Below are 19657 nucleotides of genomic sequence, written 5' to 3' on the forward strand. Positions count from 1 at the left end.
TGTGTTTTTTTAGTTTTTTTTAATTAGAATCTTCCTCTTCCTCTTCCTCTTCCTCTACTTCTAAAATTTTGTCTCATCTCCTCCATCTTTTTTGTAATGATACTTACATATTCTTTTCTTGTAACTTCATCACCTTTTGTAGGCTTCGTTATTTCTATTTTTTCTGATGGATTTAGTACAATTTCTGTACATAAAATAGTAGTTCTACCTTCGTTAATTTCTAAAATTAAACCCGGTAATCCCCAATATTCTCCTGGGCCATTACTTACTGGTATTTGTGGTGTATACCATGCTGTAACTGTAATTTTTTTTGGTATTTCTATGTCTTCTGTAACTTTTACAGTTTCTGTAGAATCTTTTTTAGCTTCATCTTTTTTCTTATCATCCTCTCTATTTCTTCTTCTCATGTTTCTCCAATCTGTAGCATCTACATCTTTGGTAAGTGTTGCTTTGTAACAAACATATTCTCCAATTTTTTTAGTTTCGCTACCCAGCTCCCACTGTGGCATTTCCATGGTATCAGAAATGAGAAAGTTTTTTCCAAAAAATTCTGTAGCTTCTAAAGCCACTAAATCTTTAGTGTTTTTATATTTAGTTCCTCCACCAGTCATTCCTCCAAATCTCATACCACCACTAGCACCAGGTGCAGATAATTTTTCATCCTCTTTATAAATAGATGCTGTTTTATCAAAACTTAAAATGAATGTTTTTTCTAACATCGATTTCATTCTTGCTGCAATTTGTTTCTTTTGCGCTTCAGACATGCTGTTCATTCTGCTTCCCCAGCTACTCATATCTACGGTAGTTTTAGACATATAAGTTGCTTTTCCTTGAAAGTTTTTCTGCGCAAATGTACCAACTGTAACAAAGGCTAAGAGTAATGTAAATAATTGTTTCATGATTTTTTTATCTAATTTTGTACGAAAATAGTATTATTCGCCTTTCTTAAGACTTAAAAAAACCTTAAAAGTTTAGTTGCTTTTTTTTTATTTATAATATTAGTAGTAGTAAGATGCAATTACACCCTTAATTACACCAAATAAATCCTTATTTTTTTTTGATATAGAGCAGTAACTTACGCATAGAGAAGCACAATTGCTTTTTTATTTACATTAGAAAAAAACGAAGTTTTAGACAGAACATTTAGTTTAAATAAATTGTGGGGTAGTAAAGATTTTTTTAATGCAAGAAGTATGGATGTTTTTAAAACTAAATTAAGAAAGAAGCTTAAAAAAGACGAAAACATACAAATTTTAAACGCACGTGGTTTTGGTTATAAATTAATCTGTTAACACTTTTATAATTACAAAAAATGTGTACCTTTAACCTCACTTTTTTAATCTTATTAATTATATTTATGCACGTTGCAATTGCAGGTAATATTGGCGCAGGTAAAACTACGCTAACCAAACTTTTAGCCAAACATTACAAATGGAAGCCACATTTTGAGTCTGTGGATGAAAATCCTTATTTAGATGATTTTTACACAGAAATGGAGCGTTGGTCTTTTAATTTACAGGTTTATTTTCTAAATAGTAGATTCAGACAAATTTTAGAATTAAGAGAAACTGGTAAAAACATCATACAAGACAGAACTATTTACGAGGATGCTCATATTTTTGCACCCAACTTACATGCAATGGGCTTAATGACCAATAGAGATTACAGCAACTATTCTTCTTTATTTGAGTTGATGGAAAATTTAGTTTCTCCACCCGATTTATTAATTTACTTACGTGCAGATATTTCTACCTTAGTAGGGCAAATACACAAACGTGGTAGAGAGTATGAAAACTCGATTTCTATTGATTATTTAAGCAGATTGAATGAACGTTATGAAGCGTGGATTTCCAAATACACTAAGGGAAAACTATTGGTTATTAATGTAGATAATTTAGATTTTGTAAGCAATCAAGAAGATTTAGGTTACATTATAGATAGAATTGATTCTCAAATTAATGGTCTATTTTATTAATAACTATTTTATATACAAAAAAAAGGGGTGAAATTTAAATTTCACCCCTTTTTGTATTTTTAATTTTATGCGTGGAATGCGCTGTCTAGGTCTATTAACAAATCGTCTACATTTTTTTTACCAACAATCAAATGTAAAAAAAAATCTATAACACCAATTTTTAACGCTCTATTTATATGGTCAAAAATGGCTGATAAACAATCTAAAAAATGTGGTAATTAGAAAATAATCCATTCTTTTTTTAAACTAGTTTTTTGATAGCTCTTATAATACCATAGTGTATTCCTTCATGAAAATTATTAAAAACGATTGCTGTATTTATAGAAGTTAGTACAAAACCTGTACTTGTAGGGTACTCATTATAATTTTCAAAAATACCAGCTTCAAAATCTTCTTCTAAAGTATCTGGCAAACCTATTAATAATTCTTTTACCTCTTTAAACTCCTCTTCTGTAAACGTTTTAGTAGGTAAAGTTCCTTTTTTGTGAGCTTCTATTAAATCATCTGGACACAAACAATTTAAACCAGACAATTTATAGTGTAACAATTGCTGTGTAACTACCAAATGAGCTACATTCCATGCTATATTATTTTTAAATCCTTCTGGAGTTTTATGAATTTGATCTAATGATAAACCCTCTAATTCTTTTGCTACTAATTCACGAGATTTTCTTAAAACATCGAATTGTATCTTCATTTTTATGTTATTTTTGATACCACAAATATAATTGATTAATATGAAGAAAGTATACTTTTTAAAAACTTGCGATACTTGTAGAAGAATTTTAAAAGAAGTAAACACCACAGGTTTTACAGAACAAGAAATTAAAACAAATCCCATAAATAAAGAGCAACTAGAAGAAATATTTCAGCTTTCTAAAAGTTATGAAGCTTTGTTTAACAAACGTGCTAGGTTATATACTTCTATGGATTTAAAAAACAAAAATCTAACAGAAAAAGATTACAAAAAATACTTATTAGAAGAATACACTTTTTTAAAACGTCCTGTTTTTATTATTGATGATGAAATTTTTATAGGAAACAGTAAAAAAGTAGTTGCAGCAGTAAAAGAGAAGGTTGGATAAATAAAAAATATTTTTTTTTAAAAATTCATTGATAGGCTCATAGAACTTCCTTTGAAATTCAAATTTAAAGTTGGTTTATAATAAGATGTTTTATTTGGCATATCAGCATTATAAAGTTCAACTGCTTCTTTCGTTTTTCTATTAAAACCTTTTATAATTGGTATGGTAGCTACAATTAGAGCTGCACCTACACCAGCCAAAACCCATTTTGGATCTCCACCACCAATAGCAGTTCCAATAGGATAACCAACCAATGCACCACCTGATGCACCTAAAACCATACCCCAAGTTTGGTTTGTTTTTGCTGACTTTACAAGTTCAAAAACTTGTTTATTGTCTTTCACTACCTCTTGCATTTGGTTTAATGTTAACATTTTATCATTCTGAGAAAATGTATAACCACCAAATACTTTTTTCATTTCTATTTTTTGAGCGTTTACAGCTGTTAGTGTAATTATTGATAATAACAATACAAGGATACTTTTTTTCATTATTTAAAATTTGTTTTTGATTTAATTTGATTTTGATTTATATACTTTCATTAAGTTTTCGGCTTCTTTTTGAGCACTCCAATTTAACACAATTTCCTCTCTTGCTTGCACTCCTATATCTGGTATTTTTTTGGTGATAAATTGCGTTAACAAATCTTTCAATTCGTTAACATTACCAGCGTTAAACAAATACCCATTTGTATTATTTGTTATTAATGATGAATGAACGCCTACATTTTTAGTAGCTATAACAGTACATCCACAAGACATAGCTTCTGCAGTAACTAAAGAAAAACCTTCAGAAAAACTAGGCACAACCACCAATTTTGAAGCTTGGTAATACTTAACTATATCTGAAGTTTCATTTATAAAATATACTTGATTTTCTATTGCTTGTTTTTTGGCAATTTCTTTTAATTCTTCTAAAAAAGCTGGTTTATCTACTTTACCAACAATCACCAAAACCCAATCTTTATGTTCTTTTAAAATTTCTGAAGCTTCTAATAGAACGACTTGTCCTTTTGCTTTTCTAACTCTACCTGCACAAAGAATAATATTTTTTTTCGAAACATTTTCTAACTGAACATTTTCTTTAGGCACAAATTTATCTGCAGCAACTCCATGACCAACAATGGTGTTTTTTACACCTAAATTAACACTCATACTTTGTATTAAAGTAACTACCCTGTCTGCACTTTTTAAGAGTTTTAAAGTTAATCCAGAAGGTTTTGTTTCTGCATGACGTGTAGCAACTAAAATAAATTTTGCACCCAAAGCTCTATAAACAAGCATTCTAATAATTTCGTTATTTCTGTGGCAATGCACCACTACTTCTCTATCAGAAAATAAAAACTTTCTTAATTGTTTAGGGGTTAAATGTGAACCATTTACGCCATAACCGTATAAATAAGTTTCAAACTTCCTGGAAAAAAAAGGCAACACATTTTCTATGCTTCTAGTAACACCTGTTCTTCTTTTATGAAAATGTGTATGTATTAAAATGGGTTTCAAAATAAGTTTGAAGTTTGAATAATTGTAATTAGAATTTCAAAAAAAAATTACTTATGATAAATAAATTTGCGTTCTACAATTTCTATAAAACGATTTTCTAAATCTTCGTGCTCAGACCAATTATAATCTGGTTTTACCATTTTCTTGATAAACTTTTTTGCTTCTTTTTCTGTTTTAATTGTATTTAATTGAGAAACAACTCTATTAAAATCTTCCTGACTATCATTAAATAGGTTTTTTACAAATGCAATTCTATCATTCAAACCAATTTGTATATTTCCTTGCAACTGGTCATTTAAAGATTTTTGTTGTATCGGCTCAAATAAATTTGCCATTACATCAACAGGAATGGTATCTTTTAATTCGTCTTCTAAACTAGTAACTTTACCTTCATCTGAAGATGCATCTTTAAAATTTTGAGGTTTCGCATCACCAAAAACCAAACCTTCTAACTCAGGTTGCGCTATTTCTTCTTCAATATCCTCTTTATCTGCCTCTAAATATTCACTTTCATTTTCGACCTCTTCTTGCTGTTTTTCAATTTCCTCCTCTTCAAAATCATCGGCTACTTCTGCTGATAGCTTTTCATTTTCAACCTCTAAATACTCATTATTTAAATTAGTCACACTTGTTTGTGGCAATTCTTTTTCAACATCTTCTTTAGTACTTTCTACAACTCTAGTTTTATTTTCTAGTGCTTTTTCTAGAGTAACAGTTAAAGTTTCTTTAGCGTCTTTGGCGTTTGGTATATGATTAACATACTCTTCTACAAAAGCAAGTAACGATAGCCTTTCATAGACTTCTTGCGCTTTTTCTTTTAAAGCAAAAACATCTGTTCTGTTTTTCATTTGTAAAATACTGTGGGCTAAACTCACTAAATCGCTTTCCAATTTTTTGTGCATAAATTTTATTTTATCGGTAAAATGAATTTTATATAAATTATTTATTACTCGTAAATATTGCTAAATTTGTAGCAAATAAAAATAACGTAAATTTATAAATATAAAGCCTAAAATTACAAAATGTTTCTTGAAAATACGGTAAATTATACAGAACAATTTGGTTGGATAGAAGTAATTTGTGGTTCTATGTTTTCTGGTAAAACAGAAGAATTAATTAGACGTTTAAAAAGAGCGCAATTTGCCAAACAACGCGTAGAAATTTTTAAACCTGCTTTAGATACACGTTATGATGAAGAAGAAGTGGTTTCTCACAATGACAATAGAATTAGATCTACACCTGTACCAGCTTCTTCTAACATTAGATTGTTAGCCAATGATGTAGATGTGGTTGGCATAGATGAAGCCCAGTTTTTTGATGATGAAATTGTAGCTGTTTGTAACGACTTAGCAAACCGAGGTATTCGTGTTATTGTAGCTGGTTTAGATATGGATTTTAAAGGCAATCCTTTTGGCCCAATACCTGCATTAATGGCAACAGCAGAATATGTTACAAAAGTACACGCAGTTTGTACACATACAGGTAATTTAGCTCATTATAGCTTTAGAAAAGCACAAAATAATGCTATTGTTATGTTGGGCGAAACCCAAGAATACGAACCTTTAAGCAGAGCTGCTTATTATAAAGCCTTACAAAAACAGCAAGAAAACAATCAACACAAAAAAAGTGATCAAAATAATTTAACAGATACAGATGCTTCCGAAATTACGGAACAGTTTTAAGCCTTATGAATAACCATGTTACTGTTTTAGAAATTGATGGAAATGCCCTATTGCACAACCTAAATTATTTTAAGACAAAATTAAACGAAAAAACTAAAATTTTAGCAGTTGTTAAAGCCTTTGGTTATGGTAGTGATGGTGTTTTAGTTGCCAAATTTTTACAAGACAAAGTAGATTATTTTGCTGTTGCCTATACCCATGAAGGTATTGCTTTAAGAGAAGCTGGTGTAAAAACACCTATCTTAGTTTTACACCCTCAAATTTCAAATTTAGAGGCGATTACTCAACATCATTTAGAACCCAACTTATACAACTTTAAAATTTTTGAAGCTTTTTTACAGTTAGCAGAAAGTATTCCGTTAATAAATTACCCACTTCACATAAAGTTTAATACAGGTTTAAACAGATTAGGTTTTTGCCATACAGATATTGATAAAATAATTACCAAGTTAAAAAATACTAATTATGTTAAAGTACAATCTCTATTTTCTCATTTAGCTGCTAGCGAAGATTTAGAAGAGAAAGATTTTACTGTAAATCAAATAAGTAATTTTACATATACAGCACAGCAGTTTTACAAGCTTTTAGGCTACAAACCTATGTTACACATTTTAAATACATCTGGGGTTGTAAACTTTGCAAAAGCACAGTTTGATATGGTTAGAATTGGCATTGGTTTATATGGTTTTGGTAATGGTGCTAAAGAAACTAATCAACTTAAAAATACACATAATTTAAAATCTATTATTTCTCAAATACACTTTATAGAACCTGGAGAAACTGTAGGATATAACAGAGCTTTTTTTGCAAAAAACCCTACAAAAAGTGCTACAATACCTATTGGGCATGCAGATGGTTTGTCTAGAAAATTGGGAAATAAAAAAGGCTATGTACTCATCAACAATAAAAAAGCAAAAATTATTGGTAATGTTTGTATGGATATGATTATGGTTGATGTTACCAAAATAGACTGTAAAGAAGGTGATGAAGTTATTGTTTTTAACAGTCAAAAGATGTTGCAAGATTTTACCACAGTTTCAGAAACTATTGTATATGAAACTTTAACAGCTATCTCTAATCGTGTTAAAAAAACATTAAAGAAATAATTTTTTTTATCTTAGTTAACAAATTAACTAATTAAAAAACAATAACATGGGAGTACTAAAAGAGTTTAAAGACTTTGCAATGAAGGGTAACCTTGTAGATATTGCAGTAGGTTTTGTTATGGGAGCAGCTTTTAAACAAGTTGTAACTTCTTTTACGGGAGGTATTGTCTCTCCGCTAATTGGATTACTATTTAATGCAGATTTTAAAAATTTAAAATGGATTATTAAAGATGGTATTGCTAACGATGCTGGTAATGTGGTTGGCGAAGTTGCTGTACTTTATGGAGACTTTTTAACAAACGTTATCGATTTTATAATTGTTGCTTTTGTAATGTTTGTAATAGTTAAAGGTATTAACGCAACTAAAAAGAAAAAAGAGCCTGCACCAGAAGTACCAAAAGGACCTTCTCAAGAGGATTTATTAGCAGAAATTAGAGATTTGTTAGCAAAACAAAAGTAATTTTTATTGGTTTAAAAAGGTTTGTAATTCAGTTTGTAGGGCTTTATAATCAAAAGATTGTTCGTAAAACTTACGTTTGTCTTTATTATAAATAATGGTTACAGGTATTGCTCCAGACCAATTTTTATCAATATCTTTTATCCAGACATCTTCGTTAACATCATCTAACAAGACCACTTTAGATTGTAAGTTTTTCTTTTCTATAAACGGAATTAATTTCTTTTCCATTTGTTTTGGAAAGTCTAGACTCACCAATAAAACCTCTACATTTTTATCTGCATATTCTTTATTAATTTTTTCAAAATAGGGTAATTCTTTTACACAAGGTCCACACCAAGTTGCCCAAAAATTAACAACATAAATTTTGTTATCTTTTTTTTCTAAAAGCGGTTTTAACTCTTTATATGTATATGATTTTACTGAAGTTTTTTGAGCAATTTCAACAATTTTTAGGTCTTTATTGTTTACAGTTTCTTTTTTACAAGAAAGAAAACCAATCAACAAAAAAGACAATACATAAACTTTATACTTCATTTCATAAAAATATAAATAATTTAAATATAAAATTAATAATTAACTGATTATTAACCAAATATGTCGTTTAGTATTTTTGCTAAACGAATACCACCAACTTGCAATTGTCTTCTAGCTATACCTAAATGATCGTAAGAATATCTGTAACGTAAATTTTCACCCTCTTTTACAGATTTGTATAATTCCTTGGTAATTTCATGTACTTCATTTACCCATTCTATAACTGTACCTTTTTGAATTGCTTTTATCTGGTTTTTTGATAAATCTTGTGCATTATTTGCCAATTCCACGTAGCTCATATTCCACTCTTCTATCATTTTGGTATCCCAAACTGCATGTAAATTTGTCCCTTTTCCAAACCATTGTACTTGTATAGTATTGCCTCCTTTATCTTCTCTTTGACCAATATGCATAGGTTGATGTAAATCTCCAACAAAATGAACCAATAACTTTAGAAAAAAAGCTTTGTCTTTATCTGTACTATTTTCATCTTTTAAAATGCTAATACATTTGTCAATACCTGTTACTAAATCTCCTTGCGGATTCTTTTCTGCTGTTGCATAGGTTTCATCCAAATCCATATTAATATAATGCCAAGGATAGTATTTACTGTAAGATCTATCTGATTTTATTTCGTCTGCATAGGTAGATACAAAAGCTAAACTTTCTCCTTTTAAAAGTTTGTCAATTTTTCTTTTGGCTCTTCTTGTTAAATGTTTTTCTGCAATTTTACCAGTAACTCTATGTCCATTTTGACCCCAAAAAAAAGCTTCTTCGTTACTAGATTTAGAAATAAAAAAGAATGGTATCAGTAATAAAAGTTTAAATTTCATGAGAAGTAATTTAATTTGTTTTTTGCGAAGTTATAAAATTATTTGTCGAAAATATTTGGAAATCAATAAAATAATTTAATATATTTGTGATATCAATTTAATATCATACTAAATTTTACATTATGAAAGCAGAAAAAATTATTAAACTTGCCAACGGCTATTTAATGTTGGCAATTGTATTTTTATTATTCTTTGGAGGTATAACCATGTCGTTCGTCAAAGAAACACCAGCTTATATACCACTTGCTATTCTAGGTTTTATAGGCTTTTTTGGCTTTATTTTAGTAAACCCTAATACATCAAAAGTAATTTTATTATTTGGTAAATATGTAGGCACCATTAAAGAAAACGGCTTGTATTGGGCAAATCCTTTGTATAGAAAAAAAACCATTTCTTTAAGAGCAAGTAATTTTGATTCAGAAAGATTAAAAGTAAATGACAAATTAGGAAATCCTATAATGATATCTACCATTTTGGTTTGGCGTGTTACAAACACGTATAAAGCTGCATTTGATGTAGATAATTATGAAAATTTTGTACGTGTACAAACAGATGCTGCTGTTAGAAAGTTAGCAAGTATGTATCCTTATGATAATTTTGCAGACGAAGGCCATGATGAAGATATTACTTTACGATCTAGTGTAAATGAAGTTTCTGAAGCTTTAGAAAAAGAAATAGACGAACGCTTAACCATTGCTGGTATAGAAGTTTTAGAAGCAAGAATTGGCTATTTAGCTTATGCAAATGAAATTGCTTCTGCCATGTTAAAAAGACAGCAAGCAACTGCCATTGTAGCTGCAAGACATAAAATTGTACAAGGTGCAGTAGAAATGGTAGAAATGGCTTTAGAAGAACTAAACAAAAAAGAAATTGTAGAGCTAGATGAAGAACGTAAAGCAGCAATGGTAAGCAACTTATTAGTTATTTTGTGCGGTGATAAAGAAGCTTCACCTGTTGTAAATACGGGCACTTTAAGTCATTAATAGTTGTATGCAATATGCAAAAATGAATAATTTTAAAATCTGAAACGAAACAAAATGAAAGAATATAAAGTAGTAACCTTAAAATTAGGGTTTAGAAATAGAATTCAAAATTTTGAAGATTTATTAAACCAATATGCAAGAGAAGGTTGGGTTTATAAAGAAGTACCAAGTGGATGGAATTCTGTAATTTTAGAAAGAGATAAAAACAGGTAAAAATGAAAGTTTTTAGAGAAGAACAACGTTTTACCCAACTTTGGTTAATAGTTTTAATGTCTGTGGGTTTATTTGTACCTATAGCTCTTATTTTTCAAGAGTACAGCAAAGAAAACTCATCTATTAGTATCAATGAACTAATAGGAAGTACTATTGCAATTTTAGCTTCCGGTTTACTCATTTTTTTCTTTAAATTAAAAACAAGGATAGACGAAAAAGGGATTTATTATCAATTTTTTCCATTTCATTTTAAATACAAATTAATATCTTGGTATGAAATTGAAAATGCATTTGTAAGAACTTATGATGCTATTGGAGAATATGGTGGTTGGGGTTTAAAAGGCGGTTTCTTCTGGAGAAAATCCAAAGGAACTTGCATTAATGTTTCTGGTGATATTGGCATTCAATTAGAATTAAAAAATGGTAAAAAACTACTAATTGGTACTCAAAAAAAAGAGGAGGCTATTAGTGTTTTAAAAACGTATATGTATAAAAATTGATGCAAAAACTAGATAAAAATATAGTAATCATCAGCACTCTAATGACAACTTTAGCTTGGTTGTATGTAGTTTTCTCCTACAATAATTTACCTAGCAAAATTGTGGGGCATATGGATTTAGAGGGAAACATTACTAGGTTAGATGATAAAAGTACCATTTGGATTTTACCAATGATATTTACAGGTTTACAAATACTTATTTATTGGTTTTCAAAAAAAATAAAATTCAAAAACAGTAATTTAAAAAATGACGCAGCTCAAAAAACAGTTTCTCTTTTTATGCTTCCTTATATTGCTGTTATTTTATTGGTTGTAGAGATTTTAATAATCGAAAAATCTAATAATCCAACTTTAGATTTAAGTTATTTGCTTTTTGTAATAGTGAGTTTTACTATTCTTTTTTTGATTCTCTTATTTTCGTTTATCTATAAAAATTTAAACACATGATTAGAGTACTAACTTATCTAGTAATATACATTTTAGGAGTTACTATGGCAATTGCACAAGTAAAGTCTGAAAACATCATTTTACAAAATGGCCAAATAGAATTACCTGGTACATTAACCCATACATCAGAAAAGCAACCTTTATTAATTTGGGTGCATGGTTCTGGTAATATAGACAGAAATGGTAATCAGTTAGGTACGCCTGTAAAAGCAAACTACATTAAACAATTTAGAGATGCTGTCAATAAAGAAAATATTGCCTTTTTTAGTTTTGATAAAAGAACTTCCAATAAAAAAAACAGCGCGTTTTTAAAAAACACTAAAATAACAGATTTTGTGTTAGATGTTCAAGAAGTTGTCAAACATTTTAAAAAAGACAAACGTTTTTCTAAAATTGTATTAATAGGTCATAGCCAAGGTTCTTTAATTGCAATGTTAGCTTCAAAAAATGTAGATAAATACATTTCAATTGCTGGTGCAGGAGAAACCATAGACAAAACCATCCTTAAACAATTAAACGCTAAAAACCCAACTTTAGGTAAAGCTGCAAAACAACAATTTGACACCTTAAAAATCAAAGGAAAAATAGAAACAGTAAATCCTTTTTTGATAAGTATTTTTGCAAAACCCAACCAACCTTTTTTACTTTCGTGGATGCAATTAAATCCTACCAAAGAAATTAAAAAAGTTAAAAAGCCAACTTTAATAATTCAAGGTACCAAAGATTTACAAGTAAAAATTGAAGATGCAAAGGCTTTAAATGAGGCAAAACCAAACGCAAAATTGGTATTGATAGAAAACATGAATCATGTTTTAAAACAGATCACTAAAAACGAGGATAACTTAACTTCCTACTATTCTAATACATTTTCCATTTCAGAAAAACTAATAGAAGTTGTCGTAAAATTTGTAAAACAATAAAATGGCAAAGAAGAAAGCTTTCGCATTGCGAGTTAATGAAGATATGTTAAAAACCATAGAAAAATGGGCTGCAGACGAATTTCGATCTACAAATGGACAAATAGAATGGATGTTAATGCAAGCTTTAAAAAACGCAAATCGGGAACCTAAAAAAAAGGAGGAATAGAAATGAATTTGAAACCTATTGCTAAAACAAAACTGTTAAAATAAACGCTCAATTTTTATTGAGCGTTTTCTATTTTGTATCTTGTTCCCACTAATTCAAATAATTCAAAGTTTACAAAATGAAAAAACTATTCACACTACTTTTTTTAGCTTGCTCTACCCTACTCTTTTCTCAAGAGTTTTCTATGGATTTGGTAAAAAACATGAAACCAAGAAACATTGGTCCTGGAGGAATGTCTGGTCGTATAACTTCTATTGATGTTGTAGAATCTAACCCAGAAATCATTTACGTAGGAACTGCTTCTGGAGGAATTTGGAAATCTACATCTGGTGGCGTAAAATGGGAACCTATATTCGAAAAAGAATTAACAGCTTCTATTGGGGCAGTTGCTATTCAGCAATCTAACCCAAGTGTGGTTTGGGCAGGTACTGGAGAAGGGAATCCAAGAAATAGTTTAAATGGTGGTTTCGGAATTTACAAATCTTTAGACGCAGGTAAAACCTGGAAATCTATGGGCTTAGAAAAAACACGTCATATTCATAGAATTTTAATTGACCCTACAAACCCAGATATAGTGTATATAGGTGCCATTGGTTCTCCTTGGGGAGAACACAAAGAACGTGGTGTTTATAAAACTAAAGATGGTGGAAAAACTTGGAAACAAATTTTGTTTACCAATATAAAATCAGGAACTGGAGATTTAATTATGGATCCCAAAAATCCAAATAAAATAATTGCTGCCATGTGGGAACACAAACGTGACCCTTGGTTTTTTAAATCTGGAGGAGAAGGTAGTGGTTTATACATTACACATGATGGAGGAGAAAATTGGAAGAAAATTACCGAAAAAGAAGGTTTTCCAAAAGGTGAATTAGGTAGAATTGGTGTAGCAATTGCACCCAACAACACAAATATAATATATGCGTTGGTAGAATCTAAAAAAAATTCCTTGTACAAAAGTGAAGATGGTGGTTTTAAATGGAAAAAAATAAACGACAAACCTGGTATTGGAAACCGTCCTTTTTACTACTCAGAAATTTATGTAGATCCACAAAACGAAAATAGACTTTACACTGTTTTTACCTATGTAAATGTTTCTGAAGATGGTGGTAAAAACTTTAAACAATTAATGCCTGCTTATGGTGTAGACAATGGTGTGCATCCAGATCATCATGCTTGGTGGATACACCCAACAAATGGTAAATTTATGATAGATGGAAATGATGGTGGTTTAAATATTACCAAAGATGGCGGCAAATCTTGGCGATTTATTGGCAACATTCCTGTAGCACAATTTTATCACATTAATGTTGATAATGAATATCCATACAATGTGTATGGAGGAATGCAAGACAATGGTTCTTGGAGAGGTCCTGCTTATGTGTGGAAAGCTCAAGGAATTAGAAATTCTTATTGGCAAGAAATTTCTTTTGGTGATGGTTTTGATGTAGTTCCAGATAAAGACAATTCTAGATATGGCTGGTCTATGAGTCAGCAAGGTTCTGTGGTTCGTTACGATTACCTTACAGGAAACAATTACTCTGTAAAACCAACTCATAAAGATCCAAATATCCAGTTGCGTTTTAATTGGAATGCTGCTATCAACATAGATCCTTTTGATAATAATACCTTATATTTTGGAAGTCAGTTTGTGCATAAATCAACAGACAAGGGATTAACTTGGTCTGTAATTTCTCCAGATTTATCTACCAACAACCCAGAAAAATTAAAACAATCGGAAAGTGGTGGTTTAACTATGGATGCAACTGGTGCAGAAAATCATTGTACAGTTTTAGTAATAGAACCTTCTCTTTTGCAAAAAGATGTATTGTGGGCCGCAACAGATGATGGGCAAGTACACATCACCAAAAATGGCGGAGAAAACTGGACAAATGTTGCAAAAAACATTAAAGGTTTGCCAGAAAACAGCTGGATTACGCAAATTAAAGCCTCTAACAAAAATAAAGGTGAAGCTCTTTTAATTGCCAATGATTATAGACGTTTTAACTACACACCATATGCCTACAGAACTAAAAATTACGGTAAAACTTGGCAACGTATTGTAGATGAAAAAGATGTACAAAGTTACACCCTGTGTATTATAGAAGATCCAGAAAACGCAAACTTATTGTTTTTAGGTACAGATGATGGATTGTATATTTCTGTGGATGCTGGAGATAAATGGACAAAATGGACCAATGGTTTTCCAACAGTTCCTGTAAAAGACTTGGTAATACACCCAAGAGAACAAGATTTAGTAATTGGTACTTTTGGTAGAGCTGCTTGGGTTTTAGATGATATTCGCCCTTTAAGAGCTTTGGCAAATAAAAATGCTACTTCAAAAAAATTACAATTATTTGAACCACCTACCGCATATCAAGCAGTCTACCAACAACCCACTGGTAGTAGGTTTGGGGCAGATGCTATGTATCAAGGAGAAAACAAAAATGGTGGTGCTATGATTTCTTATTTTGTTGATGTGCCTAAGGTTGATAAAAAAGCGAAAAAAAAGAAAAAAGAGGATGTAAAATACGACTCTATTAAACTAGAAATTTTTGATGACGCTACACAAATTAGAACCTTAAAATTTAAAGCCCCTAAAGAAAGTGGTGTACACAAAATAACTTGGTATTTAAGAGAAAAAGGAGTTGCTAGAGCTTCTAGAAGAATTAGAGAATCGAAAAGAGAACCCTCTGGAGTTCAAGTAAAACCAGGAACATACAGATTAAAAATGACTTTTGGTAACGAAGTTTCAGAACAAAATATTAAAGTTGAGTTTGACCCTCGTTTACAGATTTCTCAGGCAGCAATCAACCAAAAATATGCAGCTAGTAAAGAATTGGAAAAATACCAAGAAAAAATTGCTGCAGCTGTAAAACAATTAGTACAAAGTAAAAATACTGCAACTTCTATAAAAAGTGATTTATCTAAAGAAGACAAAAAGAAGTACAAATCAGAAATAAAAAAATCATCAGAAATTATTAAAAAAATTGATGATTTAATTGCTAAATATTTAGGTTCTATAGACAAAAGGCAAGGCATTACCAGAAACCCAGAAATAACCGTAAACCAACGTTTTGGAAAAGCTAGTAGATATATACGTTCTCGTTTTGGCGAACAAACAGCTACAGAAACTATGTTAATGAATCAATTTAAAAATGAATTTACCAAAGTAATTTCTGAAACCAATACCTTTTTTAATAATGATTGGGTTACCTACAAAGCCTCTGTTGAGAATATTAAAATATCTCCTTTTAAAAAGACTAAAATATTTACAAGCAATTAAATGTATGCGTTTTTACCTTTTAATTTTAACCATGTGTTTTCTACTTTGTAAAACACATGCTCAAAATAATACTAAAGATCAATTGGGAACTTGGTATATGTACAATGGTTCTCATAAAGTTTCAAAAAAGTGGACTCTAAAAACTAGTTTTCATGTAAGATATTACGAGTTTATTACAGAATATCAACAAGAAATATACAGGTTTGGTGTAAATTACGCTTTTAATAAGAAAATAAATTTAACCCTAGGCTCTGTGTATTCTATAAAAGATATTTCTTACAAAGAAAATTTACCAGATTTGTATGAATATCGCTTTTATCAAGATTTAAATATGAAAGATAATTGGAGTAATTTTAAAGTAAAACATAGAATTAGATTGGCACAACGTTTTAAAAGACAAAATTTTACAAACAAAACTACTCATAGAATTCGATATGGTTTATTTGTAAAATATCCGCTAAATAATAAGCTAACAACCTATGCCTTTAATGAATTTTTTATAAAATTTGCAAGCAAACCGTTTGGCGAAAACAGAACTGGGTTTGGATTTTTACATCAACTAAATTCTACGTTAAAATTAAATTTTGGATACCAACAAATAAAACTGCCAAATCAAATTCAAAAAAGATTACTTCTCGGTATTGTTATAAACACGAATCACTTTAAAAAATTAACATAAAATATGGAGCCTATTTTCACAAACGACGCCATTGTATTTGGTATTTTAATGATTTCTTTAGGAATTGTTTTTTACACAGAAAGTATAAAAACAGGTTTTTGGCCAAAATTTTACAAAATAGTACCAGGTTTATTTATGGCCTATTTTATCCCTGCTTTATTTACAACAGCAGGTATTATTTCCCCAGAATGGGAAACCATAAATACCGATGGAGAAACGATTGCTGAAAGCTCTCAATTGTATTTTATAGCCAGTAGATTTTTATTACCAGCTGCATTGGTTTTAATGACTTTAAGTATCGATTTAAAAGCCATTTTTAATTTAGGCAATAAAGCATTGATAATGTTTTTTACAGGAACCATTGGTATTATTATAGGGGGTCCTTTAGCTATTTTATTAATCTCTATTTTTTCTCCAGAAACAGTTGGTGGCGCAGATTTTGATGCTGTTTGGAGAGGACTTTCTACTCTTGCAGGAAGTTGGATTGGTGGTGGTGCAAACCAAACTGCCATGTTAGAAATATACAAATACAATCCAGCAAAATATGGAGGAATGGTATTTGTAGATATTGTAGTTGCTAATATTTGGATGGCTGTATTATTAATTGGTATTGGTAGAAAAGATAAAATTAATAAATGGTTAAAAGCAGATACTTCTGCGATAGAAGAATTGAAAGAAAAAGTAGCTTCTTTTTCTAAAAAAGTAAAAAGAAATCCGTCTTTAACAGATTTAATGATTATGCTAGCCATTGCTTTTGGCACAGTTGGTTTTGGTCATTTTGCCTCTAAATACTTAGGCCGTTTTTTTAACAGCTTTGTAAAAGGAATGGAGTCTCAAACATGGCGTAATATTTTTTCATTTTTAGGATCGAGTTTCTTTTGGTTAATTAGTATTTCTACAATTGTAGCTATTCTAATTTCGTATACAAAGGCTAAAAATTACGAAGGGGCAGGAGCAAGCAAATTAGGTAGTGTGTTTATCTATATTTTAGTAGCAACAATTGGTATGAAAATGGATTTAAAATTAATTTTTGAAAACCCTGGTTTAATCGCTATTGGCTTAGTTTGGATGAGTATTCATGCAGGTTTATTAATAGGAATTGCAAAATTAATTAAAGCACCATATTTCTTTTTAGCTGTGGGTAGTCAAGCTAATGTTGGTGGTGCTGCTTCTGCACCTATTGTTGCACAAGCTTTTCACCCGTCTTTAGCAACAGTTGGTGTTTTACTCGCAGTATTTGGGTATGCAATTGGTACAGTTGGTGCTATTTTGTGTACAATTTTAATGGAATTATCTGCTAGCATTTAAAAAAATAAAGCATATTTGCAATCGTAAAAAATCATAGTATGAAACGTATAATTGGTATTATTTTAGTAACTATTTTACTAACAGCATGTTCTTCTAAAAAAGAAAGAAGCATGGTCGTTGAAGGAAACATTAAAGGTTTAAAAAAAGGAGTTTTATATCTTCAAAAAATGAAAGATACTGTTTTGGTTTCTATAGATTCTGCAAAAGTGATTGGAGATGGAAACTTTAAATTAACAGATGATGTTGATTCTCCTGTAATGTATTACATCACATTTAAAGGAAATACTACCGATAAAAGAATTCTATTTTTTGGTAATAAAGGAACTATTACTGTAAATGATAATATTGAAACTTTTGGTTTTAATCCAGAAATTATAGGATCTGAAAACCAGTTAGTTCTTAATGATTTTGCTAAGATTAATAATCAGTTTAAAAACCAAAGTTTAGAATTTATTAAAAAAGAATTTGAAGCAAAAGCAGCAAATGATAAAGAGTTATTAGCTAAAGTGCAAGAAGATTATAATAGAATGGTTCGTAGAAAATACTTATATACTACAAACTTTGCACTTACCCACCCAAGCTCTGAGGCTGCACCTTATATAGCATTAACAGAATTATACAATGCCAACATTAAACTTTTAGACACCATAAACAAGACGCTTACACCCAAAATAAAAGCTTCTGATTATGGAAAACGTTTGGACAACTTTATAAAAAGATTGAAAGAAACCGAAGAGAAATAGAAAAAAAACTGAATCTAAGAATTCAGTTTTTTTTATTAAATTTATAAGATGAAATACTTATCTCCAGAAATTGAAGCATTATCAAAACAGTTTGAAGAAACAAAATCTTTAGCGAGAATTGGAGTTTCTTGTGGTATTTTTCAAGATTGTGATTATACAGAAGAGAGACCTAAACCTATTTTAAGAAATAAAGAAGATTAATTTTTTACTTTTAAACTCCACTCAAAACTAAATTTAGACACCACGTCTCCTTCTTCATTTTTTCCTCGAGAAATTAAGGTAATCACTTGCCCTTCTTTTGTTTCAATAGATTTTTCAATTGCTTGTTTTATTGTATGACCACCTTTACAAGTAAACATAATTTTACCAGTTGCCTTTTTATAAAACTCTGCTTCTTGTTTGGTAACTAACATAGATACTTTCTGATTAGATTGAGATATAGCATACATCACCAAAGCACCAGTTGACATTTCTGCAGCCATACCTTGGGCAGCCCAAAACATACTTTTAAACGGATTCTGATTTATCCATTGATGCTTAATTTGTACAGTACAAACACCATCCTTTAAGGTTTTTACCCTTAAACCAGAGAGCCATCCCAAGGGTAGTTTAAAAAACATAAAAGAATTGATACGGTTGGGTGTTATTTTCATCTTATCTTGTATTTATTAGCAATTTACCATTTTTTTAATAAATCAAACGAAGAATTTAAATGTTAATATTTTGTTAATTACAGTACTATGTATTACATAATACCTTTTTAAAGACATATATTTGCATAAGAAAGTATTATATACAATTCAAATATGAAACATAACACCCAAAACACAAACGCTTTTTTAATTCATATTTCTGCTTTTGCAGGTTTTATATTTCCATTTGGTCATATTATTACACCACTTGTTGCGTGGCAAACATTAAAAGAAAGAAGTGCATTTTTAGATGCGCAAGGTAAAGAAGCTGTAAACTTTAATATTAGCTATACCCTATATGCTTTTATATTAACCTTACTATTTATTCCTTTTGCTTTTGGGTCTTTTTTTAGAAACCTAATTGCTGGTCATCATTTTCATTTCGACTTAGATTTTACCCCAAATATTTTAGGTGTTATTGGCTTAGGTTCTGCAGCAGGTATTATTTATTTAGTTGGTATTGCTTTAGTTATTATTGCCTCTTTAAAAGCTAGAGATGGCGAAAACTACAAATATCCATTTACAATAAATTTCATAAAATAAA

General features: G+C 30.0%; 25 protein-coding genes and 1 pseudogene. 18 read left to right on the plus strand and 8 right to left on the minus strand.

Annotation, left to right across the window (positions count from 1 at the left end; all coding sequences use genetic code 11):
• Positions 1–23 precede the first annotated feature (23 nt).
• Positions 24–899: a GLPGLI family protein gene (locus AC2D6T_RS10295; RefSeq protein WP_484681438.1), complete on the minus strand. Its 876-nt coding sequence runs from the start codon at positions 897–899 to the stop codon at positions 24–26.
• A gap of 175 nt (positions 900–1074) precedes the next feature.
• On the opposite strand from AC2D6T_RS10295, the pseudogene AC2D6T_RS10300 reads away from it, so the two are divergent.
• A pseudogene (locus tag AC2D6T_RS10300) lies at positions 1075–1292 on the plus strand (winged helix-turn-helix domain-containing protein); the annotation flags it as partial.
• 65 nt (positions 1293–1357) lie between these two features.
• Positions 1358–1975: a deoxynucleoside kinase gene (locus tag AC2D6T_RS10305; RefSeq protein ID WP_298947091.1), complete on the plus strand. Its 618-nt coding sequence runs from the start codon at positions 1358–1360 to the stop codon at positions 1973–1975.
• A gap of 241 nt (positions 1976–2216) precedes the next feature.
• Here the strand turns inward: AC2D6T_RS10305 and AC2D6T_RS10310 are convergent, their stop codons facing one another.
• The gene (locus AC2D6T_RS10310; RefSeq protein ID WP_298947094.1) at positions 2217–2672 is read right to left on the minus strand and encodes a DinB family protein; all 456 of its coding nucleotides are present in this window, start codon (positions 2670–2672) and stop codon (positions 2217–2219) included.
• Between the two features lie 40 nt (positions 2673–2712).
• Here AC2D6T_RS10310 and AC2D6T_RS10315 point away from each other — a divergent pair, with 40 nt between their 5' ends.
• Positions 2713–3060, plus strand: a complete 348-nt coding sequence (locus tag AC2D6T_RS10315) for an arsenate reductase family protein (protein WP_298947096.1) — start codon at positions 2713–2715, stop codon at positions 3058–3060.
• A 17-nt stretch (positions 3061–3077) separates the two neighbouring features.
• On the opposite strand, the gene AC2D6T_RS10320 is transcribed toward AC2D6T_RS10315, so the two are convergent.
• Genes AC2D6T_RS10320 through AC2D6T_RS10330 form a run of 3 tightly spaced genes read right to left on the minus strand, consistent with a single transcriptional unit; the run spans position 3078 to position 5464 of the window.
• Complete coding sequence (locus AC2D6T_RS10320; protein ID WP_298947097.1) at positions 3078–3551, minus strand: hypothetical protein; 474 nt, start codon at positions 3549–3551, stop codon at positions 3078–3080.
• Between the two features lie 21 nt (positions 3552–3572).
• On the minus strand, positions 3573–4562 hold the full coding sequence (locus AC2D6T_RS10325) for a glycosyltransferase family 4 protein (RefSeq protein WP_438989220.1): 990 nt from the start codon (positions 4560–4562) through the stop codon (positions 3573–3575).
• A gap of 47 nt (positions 4563–4609) precedes the next feature.
• On the minus strand, positions 4610–5464 hold the full coding sequence (locus tag AC2D6T_RS10330; RefSeq protein WP_438989221.1) for a hypothetical protein: 855 nt from the start codon (positions 5462–5464) through the stop codon (positions 4610–4612).
• A 120-nt stretch (positions 5465–5584) separates the two neighbouring features.
• Here AC2D6T_RS10330 and AC2D6T_RS10335 point away from each other — a divergent pair, with 120 nt between their 5' ends.
• From AC2D6T_RS10335 to mscL, 3 genes are read left to right on the plus strand one after another with little or no spacing between them, the layout of a single operon-like run.
• Positions 5585–6244 (plus strand): thymidine kinase, encoded by a 660-nt coding sequence (locus AC2D6T_RS10335; RefSeq protein ID WP_484681439.1) that lies wholly within the window; start codon positions 5585–5587, stop codon positions 6242–6244.
• Between the two features lie 5 nt (positions 6245–6249).
• The gene (gene alr, locus AC2D6T_RS10340; protein ID WP_484681440.1) at positions 6250–7350 is read left to right on the plus strand and encodes an alanine racemase; all 1101 of its coding nucleotides are present in this window, start codon (positions 6250–6252) and stop codon (positions 7348–7350) included.
• A 46-nt stretch (positions 7351–7396) separates the two neighbouring features.
• Complete coding sequence (gene mscL / locus AC2D6T_RS10345) at positions 7397–7810, plus strand: large conductance mechanosensitive channel protein MscL (RefSeq protein ID WP_438989224.1); 414 nt, start codon at positions 7397–7399, stop codon at positions 7808–7810.
• A 3-nt stretch (positions 7811–7813) separates the two neighbouring features.
• Here mscL and AC2D6T_RS10350 read toward each other — a convergent pair whose 3' ends face one another.
• Positions 7814–8344 (minus strand): TlpA disulfide reductase family protein, encoded by a 531-nt coding sequence (locus AC2D6T_RS10350; protein ID WP_484681441.1) that lies wholly within the window; start codon positions 8342–8344, stop codon positions 7814–7816.
• Positions 8345–8394: 50 nt separating this feature from the next.
• Positions 8395–9177, minus strand: a complete 783-nt coding sequence (locus AC2D6T_RS10355; protein WP_438989226.1) for a S1/P1 nuclease — start codon at positions 9175–9177, stop codon at positions 8395–8397.
• 122 nt (positions 9178–9299) lie between these two features.
• Between AC2D6T_RS10355 and AC2D6T_RS10360 the strand changes: the two genes are divergently transcribed.
• The 11 genes from AC2D6T_RS10360 to AC2D6T_RS10410 all read left to right on the plus strand — a co-directional run bounded on the left by AC2D6T_RS10360 (position 9300) and on the right by AC2D6T_RS10410 (position 18622).
• On the plus strand, positions 9300–10160 hold the full coding sequence (locus tag AC2D6T_RS10360; RefSeq protein ID WP_484681442.1) for an SPFH domain-containing protein: 861 nt from the start codon (positions 9300–9302) through the stop codon (positions 10158–10160).
• Positions 10161–10214: 54 nt separating this feature from the next.
• On the plus strand, positions 10215–10373 hold the full coding sequence (locus AC2D6T_RS10365) for a DUF4177 domain-containing protein (RefSeq protein ID WP_484681443.1): 159 nt from the start codon (positions 10215–10217) through the stop codon (positions 10371–10373).
• A gap of 2 nt (positions 10374–10375) precedes the next feature.
• Entirely contained in the window at positions 10376–10873 is a 498-nt protein-coding gene (locus tag AC2D6T_RS10370; protein ID WP_484681444.1) for a hypothetical protein, read from the plus strand.
• Positions 10873–11319, plus strand: a complete 447-nt coding sequence (locus AC2D6T_RS10375; protein ID WP_438989280.1) for a DUF1648 domain-containing protein — start codon at positions 10873–10875, stop codon at positions 11317–11319. The genes AC2D6T_RS10370 and AC2D6T_RS10375 overlap by 1 nt, the downstream gene beginning before the upstream one ends.
• The gene (locus tag AC2D6T_RS10380) at positions 11316–12239 is read left to right on the plus strand and encodes an alpha/beta hydrolase (RefSeq protein WP_438989229.1); all 924 of its coding nucleotides are present in this window, start codon (positions 11316–11318) and stop codon (positions 12237–12239) included. The genes AC2D6T_RS10375 and AC2D6T_RS10380 overlap by 4 nt, the downstream gene beginning before the upstream one ends.
• Position 12240: 1 nt before the next feature.
• Positions 12241–12405, plus strand: a complete 165-nt coding sequence (locus AC2D6T_RS10385; protein ID WP_484681445.1) for a type II toxin-antitoxin system antitoxin — start codon at positions 12241–12243, stop codon at positions 12403–12405.
• Between the two features lie 118 nt (positions 12406–12523).
• Positions 12524–15691 (plus strand): WD40/YVTN/BNR-like repeat-containing protein, encoded by a 3168-nt coding sequence (locus AC2D6T_RS10390; protein WP_484681446.1) that lies wholly within the window; start codon positions 12524–12526, stop codon positions 15689–15691.
• Between the two features lie 4 nt (positions 15692–15695).
• Positions 15696–16370 (plus strand): DUF2490 domain-containing protein, encoded by a 675-nt coding sequence (locus AC2D6T_RS10395; RefSeq protein ID WP_484681447.1) that lies wholly within the window; start codon positions 15696–15698, stop codon positions 16368–16370.
• 3 nt (positions 16371–16373) lie between these two features.
• Complete coding sequence (locus AC2D6T_RS10400) at positions 16374–17678, plus strand: DUF819 family protein (RefSeq protein ID WP_484681448.1); 1305 nt, start codon at positions 16374–16376, stop codon at positions 17676–17678.
• A gap of 38 nt (positions 17679–17716) precedes the next feature.
• Positions 17717–18421 carry a DUF4369 domain-containing protein gene (locus tag AC2D6T_RS10405; RefSeq protein ID WP_347186473.1) on the plus strand — a complete coding sequence of 235 codons (705 nt, stop codon included), beginning with the start codon at positions 17717–17719 and terminating at the stop codon, positions 18419–18421.
• 48 nt (positions 18422–18469) lie between these two features.
• Positions 18470–18622, plus strand: coding sequence for a hypothetical protein (locus AC2D6T_RS10410; RefSeq protein WP_298947115.1), 153 nt, complete (start codon positions 18470–18472; stop codon positions 18620–18622).
• Here the strand turns inward: AC2D6T_RS10410 and AC2D6T_RS10415 are convergent.
• Positions 18619–19074 (minus strand): DUF4442 domain-containing protein, encoded by a 456-nt coding sequence (locus AC2D6T_RS10415; protein WP_438989234.1) that lies wholly within the window; start codon positions 19072–19074, stop codon positions 18619–18621. The two genes, AC2D6T_RS10410 and AC2D6T_RS10415, sit on opposite strands and share 4 nt — an antisense overlap.
• A 153-nt stretch (positions 19075–19227) precedes the next feature.
• On the opposite strand from AC2D6T_RS10415, the gene AC2D6T_RS10420 reads away from it, so the two are divergent.
• Positions 19228–19656, plus strand: a complete 429-nt coding sequence (locus tag AC2D6T_RS10420; RefSeq protein ID WP_484681449.1) for a DUF4870 domain-containing protein — start codon at positions 19228–19230, stop codon at positions 19654–19656.
• Position 19657: the final 1 nt, after the last annotated feature.

The sequence above is a fragment of the Polaribacter sp. YIW18 genome (assembly GCF_057219325.1).